The 18,979-nt window shown below is 35.9% G+C and carries 15 protein-coding genes; 13 read left to right on the forward strand and 2 right to left on the reverse strand.

What is annotated here, in order from left to right; translation table 11 throughout:
* Positions 1-307 precede the first annotated feature (307 nt).
* The 4 genes from C1631_RS11270 to C1631_RS11285 all read left to right on the forward strand — a co-directional run bounded on the left by C1631_RS11270 (position 308) and on the right by C1631_RS11285 (position 4,710).
* Positions 308-1,645, forward strand: a complete 1,338-nt coding sequence (locus C1631_RS11270; protein ID WP_109712372.1) for an amidohydrolase — start codon at positions 308-310, stop codon at positions 1,643-1,645.
* A 25-nt stretch (positions 1,646-1,670) separates the two neighbouring features.
* The gene (locus C1631_RS11275) at positions 1,671-2,339 is read left to right on the forward strand and encodes an ankyrin repeat domain-containing protein (RefSeq protein ID WP_185144663.1); all 669 of its coding nucleotides are present in this window, start codon (positions 1,671-1,673) and stop codon (positions 2,337-2,339) included.
* 206 nt (positions 2,340-2,545) lie between these two features.
* Complete coding sequence (locus C1631_RS11280) at positions 2,546-3,391, forward strand: helix-turn-helix domain-containing protein (protein ID WP_109712164.1); 846 nt, start codon at positions 2,546-2,548, stop codon at positions 3,389-3,391.
* A gap of 80 nt (positions 3,392-3,471) precedes the next feature.
* Positions 3,472-4,710 carry an amidohydrolase gene (locus C1631_RS11285; RefSeq protein ID WP_109712166.1) on the forward strand — a complete coding sequence of 413 codons (1,239 nt, stop codon included), beginning with the start codon at positions 3,472-3,474 and terminating at the stop codon, positions 4,708-4,710.
* A gap of 369 nt (positions 4,711-5,079) precedes the next feature.
* Here C1631_RS11285 and C1631_RS11290 read toward each other — a convergent pair whose 3' ends face one another.
* Both C1631_RS11290 and C1631_RS11295 read right to left on the reverse strand, forming a co-directional pair.
* Entirely contained in the window at positions 5,080-6,489 is a 1,410-nt protein-coding gene (locus C1631_RS11290; protein WP_103248059.1) for a beta-helix domain-containing protein, read from the reverse strand.
* 40 nt (positions 6,490-6,529) lie between these two features.
* Positions 6,530-9,319, reverse strand: a complete 2,790-nt coding sequence (locus C1631_RS11295) for a TonB-dependent receptor domain-containing protein (protein WP_103248058.1) — start codon at positions 9,317-9,319, stop codon at positions 6,530-6,532.
* A 325-nt stretch (positions 9,320-9,644) separates the two neighbouring features.
* Between C1631_RS11295 and C1631_RS11300 the strand changes: the two genes are divergently transcribed.
* The 9 genes from C1631_RS11300 to C1631_RS11340 all read left to right on the forward strand — a co-directional run bounded on the left by C1631_RS11300 (position 9,645) and on the right by C1631_RS11340 (position 18,927).
* Complete coding sequence (locus tag C1631_RS11300) at positions 9,645-10,319, forward strand: response regulator (protein ID WP_109712168.1); 675 nt, start codon at positions 9,645-9,647, stop codon at positions 10,317-10,319.
* 47 nt (positions 10,320-10,366) lie between these two features.
* Positions 10,367-11,398 (forward strand): sensor histidine kinase, encoded by a 1,032-nt coding sequence (locus C1631_RS11305; RefSeq protein WP_103248897.1) that lies wholly within the window; start codon positions 10,367-10,369, stop codon positions 11,396-11,398.
* A 134-nt stretch (positions 11,399-11,532) separates the two neighbouring features.
* Positions 11,533-12,129 (forward strand): IS1096 element passenger TnpR family protein, encoded by a 597-nt coding sequence (locus C1631_RS11310; protein ID WP_109712170.1) that lies wholly within the window; start codon positions 11,533-11,535, stop codon positions 12,127-12,129.
* 200 nt (positions 12,130-12,329) lie between these two features.
* Positions 12,330-13,679: an alpha-amylase family glycosyl hydrolase gene (locus C1631_RS11315; protein ID WP_109712172.1), complete on the forward strand. Its 1,350-nt coding sequence runs from the start codon at positions 12,330-12,332 to the stop codon at positions 13,677-13,679.
* Positions 13,680-13,825: 146 nt separating this feature from the next.
* Positions 13,826-14,266: a hypothetical protein gene (locus C1631_RS11320; RefSeq protein WP_103248899.1), complete on the forward strand. Its 441-nt coding sequence runs from the start codon at positions 13,826-13,828 to the stop codon at positions 14,264-14,266.
* Positions 14,267-14,284: 18 nt separating this feature from the next.
* Positions 14,285-14,935: a hypothetical protein gene (locus C1631_RS11325; protein ID WP_103248900.1), complete on the forward strand. Its 651-nt coding sequence runs from the start codon at positions 14,285-14,287 to the stop codon at positions 14,933-14,935.
* 146 nt (positions 14,936-15,081) lie between these two features.
* Positions 15,082-15,876 carry a thymidylate synthase gene (locus C1631_RS11330; protein ID WP_109712374.1) on the forward strand — a complete coding sequence of 265 codons (795 nt, stop codon included), beginning with the start codon at positions 15,082-15,084 and terminating at the stop codon, positions 15,874-15,876.
* Positions 15,877-16,178: 302 nt separating this feature from the next.
* Positions 16,179-16,409 carry a hypothetical protein gene (locus C1631_RS11335; protein WP_103249498.1) on the forward strand — a complete coding sequence of 77 codons (231 nt, stop codon included), beginning with the start codon at positions 16,179-16,181 and terminating at the stop codon, positions 16,407-16,409.
* 10 nt (positions 16,410-16,419) lie between these two features.
* Positions 16,420-18,927 (forward strand): M1 family metallopeptidase, encoded by a 2,508-nt coding sequence (locus C1631_RS11340; RefSeq protein ID WP_109712174.1) that lies wholly within the window; start codon positions 16,420-16,422, stop codon positions 18,925-18,927.
* Positions 18,928-18,979: the final 52 nt, after the last annotated feature.

Here is an 18,979-nt window from a genome sequence, read left to right on the forward strand (position 1 = left end):
AAGACCGGGTTTTTTATCTGGTCTTTTTTATTGATTTTAATGGGATACGGATGCGAATCCTTTCGCCTATATTTTTCTGTAAAACTTTAATAAAAATCAGTTTTATCCAATTTATAAAAAAATAAATTTCCATTGGCTTTTTGCCAAAACCTGTCAAAAAATAGCTGTATCAAAAGCTCATAAAGGAAGAGCCATCAGTACAATTCATCAGTGTTTTAAAAACAAGCATAAATGATACAGATTTTGTAATAAACCATACACTTTGTTCCTGGCCGATCTTTTTAATTTTGTAATAAACAGATTGGATATGAAGACTTCATACAATAATATATCTCGCAAGGATTTTATCAAAAGCTCAGCACTGGCAATGACCGGACTCACTTTATTACCCGGTGCCATGACAGCATCACCTTTTTTTGATGATCAGAATATTTGGGCAAAAGGAAAACTGAGCCTTAAAAATGTGCGTCTGGAAACAGGGTTTACTTATGAAGATGGAGAGGTCATTTCAACAAAAACAGATTTGTTTTATATAGAAGTTGAAAATGGAAAAATCACTAAGATTACCACCAATCAACCAAATGCTAAAGCAGCAATTGATGCCAAAGGACTTTTAATGCTTCCGGCATTTAAAGATATGCACATCCATTTAGACAAAACTTTTTATGGAGATAAGTGGCAGGCAGTTCGGAAAAGGACAGGAGGAATCAAAGGAATGATAGAACTGGAGCAGAAAATGCTTCCGGACATGCTTAAAAACTCAACCTTTAAGGCTGAAAAAATGATTGAATTATTACAGTCAAAGGGAACTTCATATGCGAGAAGCCATGTGAATATTGAACCTACTTCAAAACTTCAATCATTAAAGAACCTTCAGAAAGCCTTAGACAATAAAAAGAAAGGATTTGGAGCAGAATTGGTAGCATTTCCGCAACACGGAGTGTTTTATACGGATTCTGCCCCTTATCTGAAAGAGGCTGCTAAGATGGATATTGATTTTATTGGGGGAGTAGATCCTTTCAATGTTGACGGAAATATCGAAAAAGTAGTAGACTTTACCGTCCAGCTTGCTTTAGACAACAAAAAAGGAATTGATATTCATCTTCATGAAACAGGAGATTCCGGACTGAAAACAGTAGAATACCTGATCAAAAAAGTGAATGAAAATCCTGTTTTAAAAGGTAAAACATACTTAAGCCACTGTTTCATTTTGGCAAAACTGGAAGCCGCCAAACAGGAAGAAATTGCTGAGAAATTAGCTGAAGCTCAGATCGGAATTGTTTCTACCATTCCATTCGGAAGACTTGTAATGCCGATTCCGACCTTATACAAACATCATGTAACGGTCCTGACAGGAAATGACAGTATTGTTGATCACTGGAATACGTTCGGAACGGGAAGTGTTCTTGAGAAAGCTAATTTAATGGCACAGGTATATGGATATTCTACTGAGTTTGCATTGTCAAGAAGCCTGAAACTGGCTACAGGAAATGTACTTCCATTGGATGATAAAGGAACTCAGCAGTGGCCGAAAGCCGGAGATCAGGCCAATTTTGTGTTGTTGAATGCAAATTGCTCAGCGGAAGCGGTATCCAGAATTTCAAACGTGGAATCTCTGGTACATCAGGGAAATGTTGTCTTTTAATCATTAACCCCAAAAATGAACAACGATGAAAATGTTGGTATTTCTTTTGGCTTTTGGAAGCATGAATGCCTGTAAAATGAAACCTGATAAGCATTCAAAAGAACATAGTATGCAACAGAATACTATCCTGGATTTAGTAAAGAAAAATGATATTACTGCGGTAAAGTTGGCTCTGGAAAATGGTAGTGATGTGAATACTCAGGACGAAAAAGGACGTTCTTTACTTTTGATAGCAACCATAGAAAAGAAACCGGAAATGTCAAAGCTTCTGGTATCTTATAAAGCAGATGTTAATCTTCAGGACAATCAGATGGACAGTCCCTTTTTATATGCCGGAGCGAGTGGACAAACAGAACTGGTCAAATTATTTCTGGAAAACGGAGCCCGGTTTGACCATTTCAACAGGTATAATGGTACGGCTCTGATTCCTGCCTGCGAACGTGGACATGTGGAAACTGTTAAAGTTTTGGTGAAAATAAAAGGTTTTCCCATTAATCATGTGAACCGTCTGGGCTGGACAGCCTTAATGGAAGCAGTCATTCTTGGCAATGGTACAAAAAAATATCAGGAGATTGTTCAGGTTTTAAAGGAGAATGGTGCAGATGTTAATATTCCTGATCACTCCGGGAAAATTCCTTTGCAACATGCAGAATCACTAGGATTTAAGGAAATAGCAATGCTTTTAAAATCATAAAGATCAGGTTGAAGAGTGAACGATATTTTAATATAAAGTATTGGATATTTTACATAATGGTTTTATCTATAAATCATAGATTAAAAAAAATAGACGTATAATTGAGTTGGTGTTTAACCACAAGAGATTCATAATTTGTTTCTTTTGTGGTTATTTTAATTTTTTCTCCGGAGAATTTTATTAATTTTAAGAGAAATTAAGGTAGTGTGAGTTACCATACAGATCATTTTCCTATTTTAGGAATTCAGGAGTTCAGTGATAATCAGCTTATGGGCTGTAATTTGTTGTTTAATGAGCTTCACGGGGCACGTTCTATTGATCATCCCCACAAACACGATTTTTTTATCATTAATCTTTTTGAACAAGGGGTAGGTTCTCATACGATAGATTTTACAGAATATCAGGTGAAAGATCACCAGATTCATCTTGTTTTTCCTGATCAGGTCCATCAGTGGGTGATCGAAAAAGAAACGATAGGATACCAACTGATGATCAGCAGGGATTGGTTTGAAAGTTTTCTACCATCATTGAGATTTTCTGCTTCCTATTATCAGAACCATCCGGTTATTAATCTTTCCGGAGAGTTTTTTGAAACTTTCAGGTATGAATTTAAGGCTATTCAAAGAGAATTGAATCATGAGAAAGTATTTTGGGAACTCATCCAAAAAAGGAGTGAATTGATTGGTTTATTGGTGAGCCAATGTATGGAAGGGGCTTTTAAAGATTTTGAGATGTATCACTCCAATCCTATTGTCTCCCGTTTTTTACAATTGATTGATATACATTTTAAAACAGAAAGATCTGTTTCTTTCTACGCTGGCAAACTTAATATTTCTGCCAATTACCTGAATATTGTCTGTAAGAAACATTTAAATTCTTCCGCTTCATCACTCATCCAGGATCGTATTTTACTGGAAGCAAAACGGCTTTTAAAAGTTTCGGAAATGTCAGTGAAAGATATCGTCTATGATCTCGGTTTTTATGATCATGCCAGTTTTTCAAAATTCTTCAAAGCACAAACAGGAATGACTCCCTCTCAGTTTAAAGAATAATTGATACAACACAAGACATAATTGATACACCGGTTTTGGACATAAATGGGTGTAATTTTGTATTGTTAAAATAGTACATCATGCAATTTCCCTATCAATTAGCTGCAAAAGGAAAATATTCCCTGAAAAATGTCCGCCTGGAAACAGGTTTTGAATACGAAAATGAAGAGGTAACCGGAACAAAAACAGAACTTTTTAGTATCGAAATTGAAGACAGAAAAATAAAAGCAGTAAAACCCAACGAACCTTCCTCCAATGCGATAGATGCAAAAGGATATCTGATGCTTCCCGCTTTCAGAGATATGCATATCCATTTAGATAAAACATTGTACGGACTTCCGTGGCAAGCCCTGTCACCAAAGAGAAAGACCGTAAAGGATATGATTGCCTACGAACAGGAAATTATCCCCGGATTATTGAAAACTTCTGTAGAAAGAGCGGAACAGTTGATTAGCTTACAACAGCATTACGGAACCCATTTTGTCAGAACCCATTTTAATATTGATCCTACCTCAGGATTACAGTCACTGGAACATTTGGAACAGGCCTTACATCATAAAAAAGAATCGTTTAAAGCTGAATTGGTTGCTTTTCCACAACATGGAGTGTATTATACAGATACAGCTACTTTAATGAAAGAAGCGGCACAATTGAAAAGTGTAGGTTTTATCGGAGGACTGGATCCTTTCAGTATTGACGGTAGTATTGAGAAGGTAATAGACTTTACTGTACAATTAGCTTTGGATCATCACAAAGGAATTGATATCCATTTGCACGAAGTAGGTGAATCTGGAATGAAAACCATCAATTATCTCATCGACAAAACTATTGAAAATCCGGAATTACAAGGCAAGACATTTGTAAGCCATGCGTTTGCTCTGGGACATCTTTCAGAAAAAGAAACAGAGCAGATCGCGCAAAGGCTGGCAGAAGGTAACGTGGGAATTGCTTCTTCTGTACCTTTCAGAGGAACTATAATGCCTATTCCGACATTGAAGAAATACGGTGTAAATGTGTTGGTTGGAAATGATAATGTACAGGACTACTGGAGTACTTTCGGTTCCGGTAATATGCTTCAGAAAGCTAATCTTATTGCAGAATTATATGGCTATGCCACAGAATTCGCATTATCAAGAGCTTTACAGTTTGCCACTCAAAGTATACTACCCCTCAACGAAAAAGGAAATCAACAATGGCCTAAAGCCGGGGATGAAGCAGCTATTGTTTTGACTGACGCTTCATGTTCTGCAGAAGCCGTTTCAAGAATCTCAAAAATAGAAGCCCTTATGAATGACGGGAACCTGTTTTGGAGAAAGTAAATGATATAGTATATATTTTTTATACACTTGTTTTTTGTAATCGGCCATCGGAGTTTTTCCAGTGGCCTTTTTTATGAGTGATGAATGATGAATGATAATGTGGTTATGCATCAAAGTTTAAATTACAACATGAATAGGAGTGGGCTTTAGCCCGCTCAAATAAGATAATTTAAATTCCATTGGCTTTAGCTAAAACTTACAGGAAAAATAACCTTTTTTGTTCTTAACATTGATCTTCGGAGTTTTCTAATGTTAACATCTCTTCATCTTAAATTTTCCTAAAGTCTGTGATCAGACAGATTTATACAAAAAAAGCTTTCGGAAAATATCTCCGAAAGCTTCTTTATAAATTAATCTAATTACTATATTTTATAAGTTATAGTTTGTCCAACCTGCATACCATGTATCATTAGCATCTGCTACCGCTCCTCTGTATGTTACAGGTTTGAACCAGGAAGTTAATTTAGCATGTGTAAATGTTCCTCCTGTTAATAATGGTGAACCTGCTGCTGGAGAGAAATTTGGAGTTGTTCCCGCCGGAGCCCATGCCCCTGCAAGTTTTACATCAGCTGTAGAAGCAAGAATTGTATTTCCTTTAGCATTAAACCATGTTGTAAGATCGCTTAATGTAAAGCTTGTTGGAGAAGATGTAGAAGCTCCGAATTTTAAAGGAGTTGTGTTTCCTGCAAGGATATTGTTTTCAAAAAATAATTTATTACCAACAATATTATTGTCTGTAGGAGTTCCCTTAGTGGCATCAATGAATAAACCAACCGGGAATCCTGTGAAAGCAGAGTTGAATACAGAGATTGAAGAATTTCTTCTGATCTGTAAAGCATTCTGGAATAATGAGTTGATTGAACCCGAAGAAGATGAATTGATGGGTCCAATGATCGTCATATTAGAGAATGTTGCTGATGTTTGAGGTGTTAAAGAAGAACCATTAGCATCATTATCTGATTCAAATGCGTTAGAACCTGAAACGTCTGCTACCTGAGAATCTCTTACGGCGATACCAAACTGAACATTTCCTGAATATCCGTTATCTGTATCGAAATCATCATCAAGACCTTTATAAGAAATAAGGTGAGAACAGTTTACCGTTCCTCCGAACCACTCAAAGCTATCATCATTTGCATAAGCAACCTCTACGTAGTCTACTACAGTACCGTTACCGACACCTCCGAAGGTTAGACCGTTAACCTCTTTATCCGGTAAGAAAGCATATCCTGCATATTCAATTCTTACATATTTTAAAATACCACTGTTGTCAGCTGCATTAGTTCCTCCGTAAAGACCAAGTCCTTCAGAGTTGTTGATTCCTCCTTCAATTTCTCCAACTCCGTTTTGTCCACCAAAAGAGGCGTTAGTAGGTGCATTACCTAAAATAACAACACCTGCCCAGTCTCCTCTTTTTGGACTTGGTTTGTCTGAAGTGAAGATGATAGGATTCGCAGCAGTACCTTCTGCCATGATTTTACTTCCTCTGGTGATAATCAAAGCTCCATTTTTATCAGCCTCACCTACCACTTTTGTACCCGGTTCGATTGTTAAAGTCGCTCCGTTTGTTACATATACCAGTCCTCTCAGCTTATATGTTTTATTAGCTTTTAAGGTAAGATTAGATGTGATTTTTCCTGAAAGAATAAGGTTTTCAGTTTCTCCGTTTCCGTTACCTCCACCTTGAACGATGGTTGGTCCATCTTCCTCTATATTTCTACATGCGGTAGTTGATACCAGAGCGCCAAGCATTAAAGAATATAAAACGAACTTTTTCATGTTATAAAGAATTAAATTATTTTTATTAGATTATGTATTGTTAAAAATTGTATCCCAGTGTTAAACTGATATTGGTTCCTGTTACCCTTTCAATAGCAAGAGCATCTTTGCTGTCGTATTTACCATTGTCATTAAGGTCATGATAGAATTTGGCACGACGGTTAAGAATATCCGAAACATTAAGTTTGATTTCTCCTTTTTTGTTCCATATTTTTTTAGCGATCTGGAAGTCTAAAAGAGGTCTTGGAGCTTCCCAGATTGGTGGAACCTGGTCATTTCCTACATAAAGAATTCTTCTTCCGATCATGTTGAATAATACTGTAGAAGACCATCCTGATTTTTCGGCATCATATTGAAGACTAAGGTTGATGGTGTAAGGAGACTGCCCCTGCATCGGTCTGTCGATTTTAGTGGCCTCATCCGTTACTCTGTTTTTGATGTACGCGAAGTTTCCACCCAATGTAAAGTTTCTCAGAGCGCTTACAAAATCAAGTTTTTTTCTGAATTCCGCTTCAACTCCATACGCATCCGCTTTATCTACATTCAGGAAGTTAAAGGTATTACTGGTTCCCACTCCGGATTGATTGAAGTATAATTCGATGGGTTTTTTAAAGTTTTTGTAGAACCCAGCAATGGAAAAGATCTCCCCGTTTCTTGGGTAATATTCCCAACGAAGGTCAGCACTGGTAATTTTAGTTCTTTCAATAGATTTGTTACCGATTACCGTAGCTCCCAAATCAAAATCATAATATGCTAAAGGTGAAACCTCTCTGAACTCAGGTCTTACAACCGTTTGTGAACCGGCCACACGAATGTTCATTTTTGGATTCAACTTGAAAGTCAGGTTAACTGCAGGTAAAAAGTCTGTTACTCGGGTATTTACAAAACGATCATCACTTCTTTTTGTGCTTCCTACCAACTGGTCAAAGTTCTCAACTCTTAATCCCCAGATGGCTCTTAGCCATGGTGTAAAGTTATTGTCAAACTGTAAATATCCTGCATTAAGGATGGTGTTGGCAATATATCGGTATTGGTTTCCGGCAATTTCATCAAATGTGAATTTACCATCAGTACCAAAATTTTCAGGGTTGAAAATCGTTTCAAAAGGCTGGGAAAGTAATCCCTGGTTAGATCTTTCAAGTCGTACTGAGAATGGTCTTGAATTATAAACCCTGTCTTTTACCTGAAATAAATATCCTCCTTTTATGGTTTGTTTTTGCCCGAATAATGTAAATGTTTTAGAAATATCTCCACCTGCATTATACAGGTAATCGCTTAGCGTAGAGTAGAATACACTTCCTGATTTCTGAGAAAGTCCATTGGATATCAATGCTAAATAAGGGCTTCCCGGTTGGTCTGTATATTGATTGTACTGCAAACGCTGTAATAAAGGAATATACTGATCAAGAATCCCGAAACTTCCGTACCAGTTTACAGTAAATCCGCCGAGAGCATCTATTTTATGAGTTCCGGTAAGGGTAGAGTTATAGAAAGTAGTCTGTTTGAAGCCTATTTCTCTCGCCATGATATTGGTTCCGTTGATCGGATCAAATTCAAAATCTTTTCCTGTTCTGAAAGACATGTGGTTCACCGTATTGTTGGTGATGATGTTCTTCAGGGAAATTTTGTTATTGCTGTTAAACTTTAGAGAAAGATTCAACATCCCTCCTAAAATAACATCATTGCTATATTTTTCAGTAAAATAATCAAAGTTGGTATCAGCAAGTTGATTGTTGATGGTAAAGAAACGGTTGGTAGATTCAGTTCTTCTCTTATTGTTGCTGTAATTCAAAACGGCAATCACTCCTAAATCTTTTCCGAAAACTTTGGTATTGAAACCTCCGTCCAGTTGTAAACTAAGGTTTTCAGGATAGCCAACACTATTATATCCGATATTTTTTGTAAAGCCTTTACCAATATCTGTTTTTTGAGCTTCATTCAAAATACTGAAAGCATTTTTTGCAGGCATATTGGTTGGAAGTTTTCTATATCCGTCGTCAATTCCTACGAAGTCCCATTTTCCGCCTTTTTGCATAAAAAATTCCTGACCCATGGTTGCTGTATTTCCTCCTACACCAACTTGTACATTAAAGAAATCTTTATTAGGAATATCTTTTGTATTAACCTGAATCAATCCACCTGCCCATTCCCCTGTATATTCAGGAATGAAAGTTTTGTTGATAACAAGCGTCTCAATAACGTTAGCCGGAAAAAGGTCAAATGAGAAAGTCTTTCTGTCTGGTTCTGTACTCGATAACTGAATACCATTTAACATGGCCTGGTTATAACGGTCGGATAAACCTCTTACTACAATATATTTTCCGTCAAACAAACTTACCCCTGAAACTCTTTTCAGAACTTCTCCTGTATTTCTGTCCGGGCTTCTTTTAATAGCTTCAACTCCGATCACCTGAGAGACTACACCTGCATTTTTCTGTAAACCTATAGTAGAGGCAATCGTTTCCTTCCTTGCGTTCGATCTGATGACAACTCCTTCAATTTCTTTCTCCTTTAGAGAGGGCTTGTCTAAAACAATATCAAGGTGAGTGTTACCATCATTTTTTACAATAACTTCACTGATTTCCTTTTTATTATATCCATTAGAAGATACGGTTATGATGTAATTGGTTCCGGGGGAGAGATTGATAGAATAGTATCCGGAAATGTCGGTCGTTACCTCCTGATCATTTACTTTTACCTTTACACCTTGTATAGGAGTGTTGTCCTTCTCATCCAATACCCTACCTTCCAGAATCTGACTTTGTGCAAAAGCATAGCCAGCAGAAAACAAGGCAAGTAGCACAATGCTCTTGTGGAGTTGTTTTTTCATTATTACTTCTTTTACTTCTTTTTCAAGGGCAAAATAAAGGCTAAGTTTTTAAGAAAACTTTAGGAGAATTTTAATTAATTGTGAAGTTTATATTAATAGATAACTCCTATTTTTTGTTATTGAAATATGTTTTTTATACCGATATTTTTTTCGTTTGTTTTAGAATTTGTTTTGTATATTTGATGTATGTGTATTTTTTACCTGTTTTTATTGTTAAATTTTTAATTGTAAATTGAAAATAGGTTTTTTAATAATTAGTTAACATAACATAAATAAAGAAGACCACCGAAAATAACTACTTTTGTGGGAATTCTTAAACTAGAAGATGAGCAAAAAAATTCTTTTAATAGACGACGAACTGGACATTTTAGAGATTCTGTCTTACAATTTGGAAAAAGAAGGCTATGATATCTATACAGCCACTAATGGTAATGAAGGTATAGAAAAAGCAAAGGAAATTATTCCCGATTTGATCCTACTAGATGTAATGATGCCTGAGAAAGATGGTATTGAAACCTGTCAGGAACTTCGTAAAGTGAAAGAACTTCAAAAAACACTTATCGTTTTCCTTTCCGCAAGAAGCGAAGAGTTTTCTCAGTTGGCAGGCTTCCAGGCAGGTGCCAATGATTATATCGTAAAACTGATCAAACCAAAAATTCTTATTTCCAAAGTAAATGCATTATTGCAGTTGACTTCGCAAGTTTCTGAGAATGCTAAGCTGATTGAGATCGGTGATCTTATTATTGATAAGGATAATTTCAGGGTTTCCAAAAGCGGACAACAATTTCTTCTTCCTAAGAAAGAATTTGATCTGCTTTACCTTCTGGCCTCCAATACAGAAAAAGTTTTCAAAAGAGAAGAAATTCTGGAAAAAGTTTGGGGGAATGATGTCATTGTAGGAGAAAGAACGATTGATGTTCATATCAGAAGACTTAGAGAAAAATTAGGGATCAATACCATCCAGACTTTAAAAGGAATTGGATATAAACTGATCGTTTAATCATTTAAAAATCTTAACTTTACGTTCAACCTTAAAATTTTGTAAAATTGAAATTTTACAGACTTACCCTTGTTGCCTCCTGTCTTTTGACATTGGTGATGCTTTTCTTAGTGGTCGTTTTTGACTCACTAAAGGATATCTACTACAATACTCCTTACTTTACACCGGGATTTATACTATGTGTTTTCCTGATCTTTGCAATCAACTTTGTAGTATTGGAGCTTCTTTTTAGTTATTATGGAAAAAAACAGGTCAGAGGACTTTCTGAAATGCTTCCTCAGGAAATCGTTCATGATAACGATGAAAACATGACCATTAAAGAATTGGGGGAGAGATTTTCCGATCTCAATCAACAGAAGGTAACAGAAATTGATATGATGAAGGATATGGAGAGCTACCGTAAAGAATATATCGGCAATGTTTCTCACGAACTTAAAACTCCTTTATTTTCTATTCAGGGATATGTGGAAACTTTAAGAGATGGTGGGGTAGACAATCTTACCATCAGAGACAAATACCTGGAGAGAATTGATATTTCTGTAGAAAGGCTTATAGCCATTGTTACAGATCTTGATATGATCAACAGATTAGAGGCAGGGGAGATCAATCTTAATGTTTCAAAATTCGATGTTAACCTTCTTATTAAAGAAATCTTTGATCTTCTTGATCTTGAGGCAGAGAAGCACAATACAACAATGCAAATCCAAACGCTTCACCCACAGATTTTAGTGGAAGCGGATAAACAGAAAATTTCTCAGGTTTTCATTAACCTGATCTCAAATGCAATCCATTACGCCAACAGACAGGAAGCAAAAGTGATTGTAAAAACAAGTGTTTTAAAAAATAAAGTACTCATTGAGGTCATCGATAATGGAATGGGAATCAAATCTGAAATCCTTCCAAGAATTTTCGAAAGATTCTATAGGGTAGAAACCAGCAGAAGCAGAAGAGAAGGGGGTTCTGGGTTGGGATTGGCCATTGTAAAGCATATTCTTGAAGCTCACAATGAAAACATTACCGTAGAAAGTGTTTATCTTGAAGGCACCAAATTCAGTTTTATGCTTGAAAAAAGCAAATAATTCCGGCAAAATGTAAGAAAAAAAAATATTTTAAAAAATCCTGAAATATTTTTTTGTCACATGTCATTTATTATATATTTGCACCATAGATTTATCATAATTATAAAGGCAAAAAAGTAATTTAAGAAACTGATATGGTTTACAAAATCCGCGTAATATTAGATGCGAAAGAGGATATTTTCCGAGATATTGAAGTTAAGGGAAAACAAACGTTATGGAACTTACATTTAGGAATTAAAAGTGCATTCAGTCTGCAAGGAGACGAGCTTTCTGCTTTCAACTTGTTGGAAAGTGACGGAACGATTGTAAAAAGTGTTCCGTTGGAAGATATGAGTGATGACGGTGATGGTGAGATTATGTCAGACGTGTACATTGATGAAGCTTTTGCAAATGTAGGGGACAAAGCTCAGTTCCAGTATGGACTTCTTGACCTTTGGGAATTCTTCTGTGAGCTGGTAGAAATAATTGAAGAAACAAAAGCTGTAAATTATCCGATTACAGTATACAGATTTGGAAATGTTCCTTTGAAAGCACCAAGTAAAAACGGAAGTGCAGGAGGATCTAAAAAGAAATCAGCAATGCCTCTTACAGATGATGAGTTCGGCTTTGAAGATGATTTTGGATCTGGAGGAAACTTTTCTGATGAAGATGATAGCTTCGATGACGAGGAAGAAGAAGACTACAATGATGATGTTTTCGACGACGAGGATGATAACGACGATGAAAGATAGGAAATAAAGATATATAAATATAGCCCCGGATTTTTTTAATCCGGGGTTTTTTTGTGAAAGCTGAAAGACTGAGGAAGCAAGAAGACAAATCTTAGATAATAACGAAATAGAAAAATTTGTTTTCTTGATCATTTTGCTTTCTTTGTATCAATGGCTACTTCTTTTTATCATTTTCCCTTATTTTTGTTAAAAATAGATTAATGAAAAAATTAATTTTATTAGCTATAATTGGTCTGGGAATTGTTTCCTGTACCACTCAAAAAAGAACCGGAAAGATGACAGCATTGCCAAAAGATTGGAAACACACCACAAATATCTACGAAGTAAATATCAGACAATATACGCAGGAAGGCACTTTTAAAGCATTTGCAAAAGAAATGCCCCGACTGAAGTCAATGGGAGTGCAAACCCTTTGGTTGATGCCAATTACTCCAATTGCTCAGCAGAATAAAAAAGGAAGTCTGGGAAGTCCTTATGCCGCTGAAGATTATACCTCCGTTAATCCGGAGTTTGGAACGTTGGATGATTTTAAGGATATGGTAAACGAAGCTCACCGACTGGGATTTAATGTTATCATCGATTGGGTAGCTAATCATACCGGGTGGGATCATACATGGACAAAAACACATCCCGAATTTTACTTAAAAGATCCGGATGGAAAATTTCACATCGCTTCAGGTATGGATGACATCATCGAACTGGACTACAAAAACCAGGAAATGCGACAGGCTATGATTGATGCTATGAAATTTTGGGTAAGAGAAACCAATATTGATGGTTTCAGATGTGATCTGGCTTCGTGGGTAGAAGTAGATTTCTGGGAGCAGGCCCGTCCTGAAGTAGAAAAAATAAAACCTCTTTTCTGGTTGGGAGAATTTGATGAATTGGAAAGCCCTGAATACGGAAAAGTTTTTGATGCAAGCTATTCCTGGAAATGGATGCATAAATCAGCCGATTATTATAAGAACAACGAACCTCTCCAGGAATTGAAAGACTTACTGGTACAATATTCCAATATTGGAGATACTTCTATGAGGGCATGGTTTACCTCTAATCATGATGAAAATTCCTGGAATGGAACAGAATATGAAAAATATGCAGTGATTGCTAAACCCATGGCAGTATTCTCTGCAACATGGAATGGTATTCCATTATTATATTCAGGGCAGGAGCTTCCCAATATGAAAAGACTGGAATTTTTTGAAAAAGATGTCATCAAGTGGACCAATACCTATCAGGTGGCTGGTTTTTATAAAACATTATTGAATCTAAAAGCTTCTAATGCCGCTTTAAGAGGCGGAGATCCAAATGTTACCACTTATCTTTTGAATACCACTGCTAATGACAAGATACTGGCGTATGTAAGAAAAAATGGGAAAAACGAGGTACTGGTCGTCTTGAATATGTCTAAAGAACCAGTAAACTTTAGTATAGAAGATGGAAATTTGTCAGGCACTTTCAGAAATGTTTTTGACAAGATCACGAGAAATTTTGATGATGACAAAAACTTCAGTTTTCAGGTTTCGGACTATGTCGTATTTGAAAAATAAAACAAGAAGTTATTATAAGGCATGCAGTTGTAAATCCTAACCATAAGGTTTTAAGATATACTGTTTCCCCTCTGGTGGAGGGGTGTCAAAATCTTTGATTTTGACGGGGTGACCCAACCCTGCATATAAAATACCAATAATTTAAAATGAACAAACAAGAAATAGTACATATCATCAAAAGCAAAATCACAGATAAAATTCAATATTTTGAAAAACTGATTGCTGAAACCAGAGCTTCCAATAACGATACCAAAAGCTCGATGGGGGATAAATACGAAACCGGTCGTGAAATGCTTCAGCAAGAAATCAATAATCTTCAGAGACAGCTCAATGAAGTACTGAATCAACAGGGAGTTCTGCAAAAAATAACGACCGATCCTTGTGAAAAAGTTCAAAACGGAGCTGTTGTAAAAACAAACAAAGGGTTATTTTATATTGCCGCTTCCATGGGAGAAATTACTTCTGAAAATCAGAAGATAATGACAGTTTCCACAGAATCACCACTGGTGAAGGCTATGTTTGGCAAGAAAATGGGAGAGACCTTTACCATTAACAATATCAACCAGACTATTGAAAATATCTGGTAGATTAACATTTCCTTCATTATGAAATATAAATATTTACTTCTCTTTGTTTTTCTCTTGGGTAGCTTAAGTACCAACGCACAAGTTCGGGCTAGCGTTTCAGCAAAAACATATGACCTTACTTCAGTAAGTCTTACGGTCGACGGATTCATTGTGACAATGAATTCTGAGGGAACCATTACCGATTTCCATTCCCCGAATCAGAACGGTAGAATTGATTATTACGACAATAGCAGTTTTGATCAGTACAGAGCTGGAAAAATTAAAAGTATTGGAAATGTAAAAATTGATTATTGGGATGACATGGATCAGCAAAGTGAGAAATATGGCAAGTTAAAAAGTATCGGAAATATCAGGTTGGAGTATTGGGATAATCCTGTTTTTAATGAAGAGAAATTTGGAAAAGTGAAGAGAATAGGAAGCTATGCTGTTGATTATTGGCCTAAAGACATCATCGATAATAGCAGGTATGGCAAAATTAAATCAATTGGTAATATTTCCGTTGATTATGGCGTTAAAGATATTATTGATGACAGTAATTATCAGAAACTGATCAAATTTGGCCCGGTACGTCTTGACTACTGGAATGATAAGTTTATTGAGAAAGCAAAATATGGTCAGGTAAAATCTATCAACGGAAATAATGACGATGTCAGTGTTTTCGTATTATAAAAAAATATTTGATAACGCTGATCTGTAGTGTGCAGATACACAATGTTTAATAGAAAACAGATATTCGTTTCATACAAAGCATTCATAAGATGAATGCTTTTTTTGATGCTTTTTTACTAAATTTGAACCATAAAATTTCTTTCAAAATGCAAAATTACCTGGATCTTTTACAACATATTTTAGACAACGGAACAGATAAAACTGATAGAACAGGCACCGGAACAAGAAGTGTATTCGGATACCAGCTGAGATATGATTTGTCAAAAGGATTTCCCTTGGTAACCACCAAGAAGGTGCATTTAAAGTCAATTATTTATGAATTGCTTTGGTTTCTGAACGGAGATACCAATATAAAATACCTTAATGATAACGGAGTAAGCATCTGGGATGAATGGGCAGATGAAAATGGAGACTTAGGTCCTGTATATGGTGCTCAATGGAGAAGCTGGAACGGTGCTGACGGAAAAGTAATAGACCAGATTACGGAAGTTATTGACCAGATCAAAAAAAATCCTGATTCCAGAAGATTGATCGTTTCAGCCTGGAATGTTGCTGAGATTCCGAATATGGCATTGGCGCCTTGTCATGCATTATTTCAATTTTATGTAGCCGACGGAAAACTGTCATTGCAACTTTACCAGAGAAGTGCAGATGTTTTCCTTGGGGTACCTTTTAACATTGCAAGCTATGCTTTGCTTTTAATGATGGTAGCACAGGTTTGTGATCTTGAAGTAGGGGATTATGTTCATAGTTTTGGAGATGTTCATATTTACAATAATCACTTTGAACAAGTAAACAGACAACTTTCAAGAGATACAAGACCGCTTCCGATAATGAAACTGAATCCCGGAATTAAAGATATTTTCAGTTTTAAATTTGAAGACTTTACGCTGGAAAATTATGACCCACATCCGGGAATCAAGGCTCCGGTAGCGATTTAAATATTTCCGATATTCTTTATAACTCTTGCGTATAACAGAAGCGTGAATGAAATTTTTTCACAAATAAGAACAAAAGCGAGGCTTATAAATTAACATCTATCTCCACGCGCTTATTTCAATTTTATATATACTTTCCCGGATTCAATTCCGGGAATTTTTTATGTAATACAGATTATATAAAAAATCACTTTGTTTTTCTACCTGTTTTATGTGAAAATATCCCTTAAAAAAGGATAAACAGAGCTATTGTTTCTAAAATAAGTTTTAAATTTGAAAGAACTTGATTTTAATTATAATAGATCATGAAGTACTTAAAAATTAATATTGAAGAAAGCGCAGATATTGAAATACTGAAAAATGTTATACTTCAATTAAAGGGTGTGAGTTCCGCAGAAATCATCGATGAAGAGAATCCCGAAAGTGAGCTGAAAAAAGCTTTTGCCAAAACAAAAGAACAGCTGAAAACAGGAGATTATGAAACCTTGGTCAATGATATTTTTGACATCCTGACAAAAAATAATTCTAAAAAATAATAAAATAGAGATGAGAAAGGGCATTTTATCCATTGCTATACTGGGAATCTTATGTTCCGCAACTGTAGCAGCACAAACTGATACTTCAGGTAGAGAGAAAATATACAGAGCTACTCATACCAAAGTAACAGAACTTAAACACACAAAACTGAAAGTAAATTTTGATTATCAGAAAGAACAGTTGAATGGGGAAGAGTGGCTTACGGCATCACCTTATTTTTACCCTACCAATGAGTTGATTCTTGATGCAAAAGGAATGCTGATTCACGAAGTTGCACTTGATAACAATGGAAAAAAATCTCCTTTAAAATATGAATATAAAGACGATATCCTGAAAATTAACCTGGATAAAACCTATCAAAGCAAACAGGATTATACGGTTTATATTAAATACACTTCCCGTCCTAACGAGGTGAAACAAAAAGGAAGTATGGCAATCAATGATGCAAAAGGACTTTACTTCATCAATGCACAGGGTACAGATCCCGATATGCCTACACAGATCTGGACACAAGGGGAAACAGAATCTTCTTCTGCATGGTTCCCTACTATTGATAAACCCAATCAAAAGACTACTCAGGAAATTTATATGACTGTTCCTGATAAATATGTAACCCTTTCTAATGGGATTTTAAAAGATTCTCAAAAAGAATCCGGTGGTCTTAGAACTGATCATTGGGTGATGGATAAAAGACACTCCACCTATCTTTTCTTTATGGGAGTAGGAGAATATGCTGTTGTTAAAGATAAATGGAAGAATATTCCGGTTGATTATTATATTGAAAAGGAATATGAGCCCTATGCGAAGCAGATCTACGGAAATACTCCGGAAATGATTGATTTCTTTTCCAAGAAAATGAATTATGATTTCCCCTGGGCTAAATATGCACAAATTTCCGGAAGAGAATACGTGAGTGGTGCTATGGAAAACACAACAGCAACACTTCATGGAAGTGATATCCTTCAAAAACCGGGGCAACTCATTGATGAAAATAAATGGGAAGACACTATTGCTCACGAATTATTCCACCATTGGTTTGGGGACCTGGTTACCGCAGAGAGCTGGAGCAACCTTACCGTCAATGAATCTTTTGCCAACTATTCCGAATATCTCTGGAACGAATATAAATATGGGAAAGATCAGGCAGACTATCATCTGATGAGTGATGTAAATATGTACATTCATAATCCGAGTGATTTTAAGAAAAATCTGGTACGATTTAATTATGATTCCCGTGAAGATGTCTTTGATCTGGTTACCTATCAGAAGGGCGGTGGAATCCTGAATATGTTAAGAAATTACCTGGGAGATGATGCCTTTTTTGCAGGAATGAACGATTATCTGAAAACCAATGAATTCAAGAATGCCGAAGCCCACCAATTGAGACTTTCTTTTGAAAAAGTTTCAGGGAAAGACCTCAACTGGTTCTTTAATCAATGGTATTTTGGAAGTGGTAATCCGAAAATCAATTACTCTCTTACTTTTGAGCCGGTGAAAAAACAGGTAGCTGTAACAATTAATCAAACTCAGGATCAATTATTTGAATTCCCTTTGGCTATTGATGTATATGATAACGGAAAACCGAAAAGATATCATGTTTGGGTGAATGCAGAAGCAAAAAATACATTCAACTTTGATGTTTCTAAAACTCCCGATCTGGTTAACATCAATGCAGACGGAGTATTATTAGCAGATATTACCGATGCAAAGACGCCGGAGCAAAATCTGATGCAGTTTACAAACTCGAAAGAATTCAAGAGCAGATATACTGCTTTAGAAGGAGTAAAAGACCAGACAGGAAAAAGCCCGGCAGTTACAAAATTATTAGCTGCAGCTTTAAAAGATCCATTCTTTAGGGTAAGAATTAAGGCGTTACAGTTAATAGATCTTACCAATCCGGAGCAAATGAAAGCATTAGGAGCAGAGGTTGAAAAAATAGCTTCGAATGACCCGAAAACATTAGCTCAGGCAGCTGCTATTGGTGCTTTGGCAAAAACAAAAGATAAAAAGTATTTTCCCATTTTTGAGAAAGGGGTCAATGCTGTTTCCAATGCTGTAAAGGGAAATTCTCTAAGTGCATTGTTGACTATTGATCCTTCAAGAGCCAATTCTTTAGCAGATAAAATTAATCTGGATGGGGCTTCAGATGAATTGCTGGCTCTTTTCCTTCCGGTCATTGTTAAAAATAAAGTTGCTTCACAAATGGAATATATAGCTCCTCTTGCTGCATTTTATCCTTTTGTGAAATTCCAGAATCCGGAATTAGGTAAGACAGCAGAAGAAGGATACAACTGGATTATGAGTTCCGATAATCTTAAGGCTGTTCAAAACATTACAAAGATGGTAGGATATGCAAAGAATGAAATGAAGGATAATCCACAGGCGAAAATGATGATTGTTCAAATGTTAAAGGATGGATTAAGTAAAAAAATGGAATTGTTGAAACAAAATCCACAGAGTGCTGGTATCAATAAGCAAATTGATGCTTTGAATAAAAGTATTGAAGATTTTAAATAACAAATTTTCTTATCAATACAGATAGAACAGCATTGCGGTAGCAATGCTGTTT

The organism is Chryseobacterium phosphatilyticum (assembly GCF_002899825.2).
Lineage (GTDB): Bacteria > Bacteroidota > Bacteroidia > Flavobacteriales > Weeksellaceae > Chryseobacterium > Chryseobacterium phosphatilyticum.

Excerpts from the sequence above, each read along its gene's own strand:
- C1631_RS11320 (WP_103248899.1), top strand. The coding sequence starts at position 13,826 with ATGAACAAACAAGAAATAGTACATATCATCAAAAGCAAAATCACAGAT.
- C1631_RS11340 (WP_109712174.1), top strand. The coding sequence starts at position 16,420 with ATGAGAAAGGGCATTTTATCCATTGCTATACTGGGAATCTTATGTTCC.
- C1631_RS11300 (WP_109712168.1), top strand. The coding sequence starts at position 9,645 with ATGAGCAAAAAAATTCTTTTAATAGACGACGAACTGGACATTTTAGAG.
- C1631_RS11330 (WP_109712374.1), top strand. The coding sequence starts at position 15,082 with ATGCAAAATTACCTGGATCTTTTACAACATATTTTAGACAACGGAACA.
- C1631_RS11285 (WP_109712166.1), top strand. The coding sequence starts at position 3,472 with ATGCAATTTCCCTATCAATTAGCTGCAAAAGGAAAATATTCCCTGAAA.
- C1631_RS11325 (WP_103248900.1), top strand. The coding sequence starts at position 14,285 with ATGAAATATAAATATTTACTTCTCTTTGTTTTTCTCTTGGGTAGCTTA.
- C1631_RS11295 (WP_103248058.1), bottom strand. The coding sequence starts at position 9,319 with ATGAAAAAACAACTCCACAAGAGCATTGTGCTACTTGCCTTGTTTTCT.
- C1631_RS11290 (WP_103248059.1), bottom strand. The coding sequence starts at position 6,489 with ATGAAAAAGTTCGTTTTATATTCTTTAATGCTTGGCGCTCTGGTATCA.
- C1631_RS11310 (WP_109712170.1), top strand. The coding sequence starts at position 11,533 with ATGGTTTACAAAATCCGCGTAATATTAGATGCGAAAGAGGATATTTTC.
- C1631_RS11275 (WP_185144663.1), top strand. The coding sequence starts at position 1,671 with ATGAAAATGTTGGTATTTCTTTTGGCTTTTGGAAGCATGAATGCCTGT.
- C1631_RS11315 (WP_109712172.1), top strand. The coding sequence starts at position 12,330 with ATGAAAAAATTAATTTTATTAGCTATAATTGGTCTGGGAATTGTTTCC.
- C1631_RS11270 (WP_109712372.1), top strand. The coding sequence starts at position 308 with ATGAAGACTTCATACAATAATATATCTCGCAAGGATTTTATCAAAAGC.
- C1631_RS11335 (WP_103249498.1), top strand. The coding sequence starts at position 16,179 with ATGAAGTACTTAAAAATTAATATTGAAGAAAGCGCAGATATTGAAATA.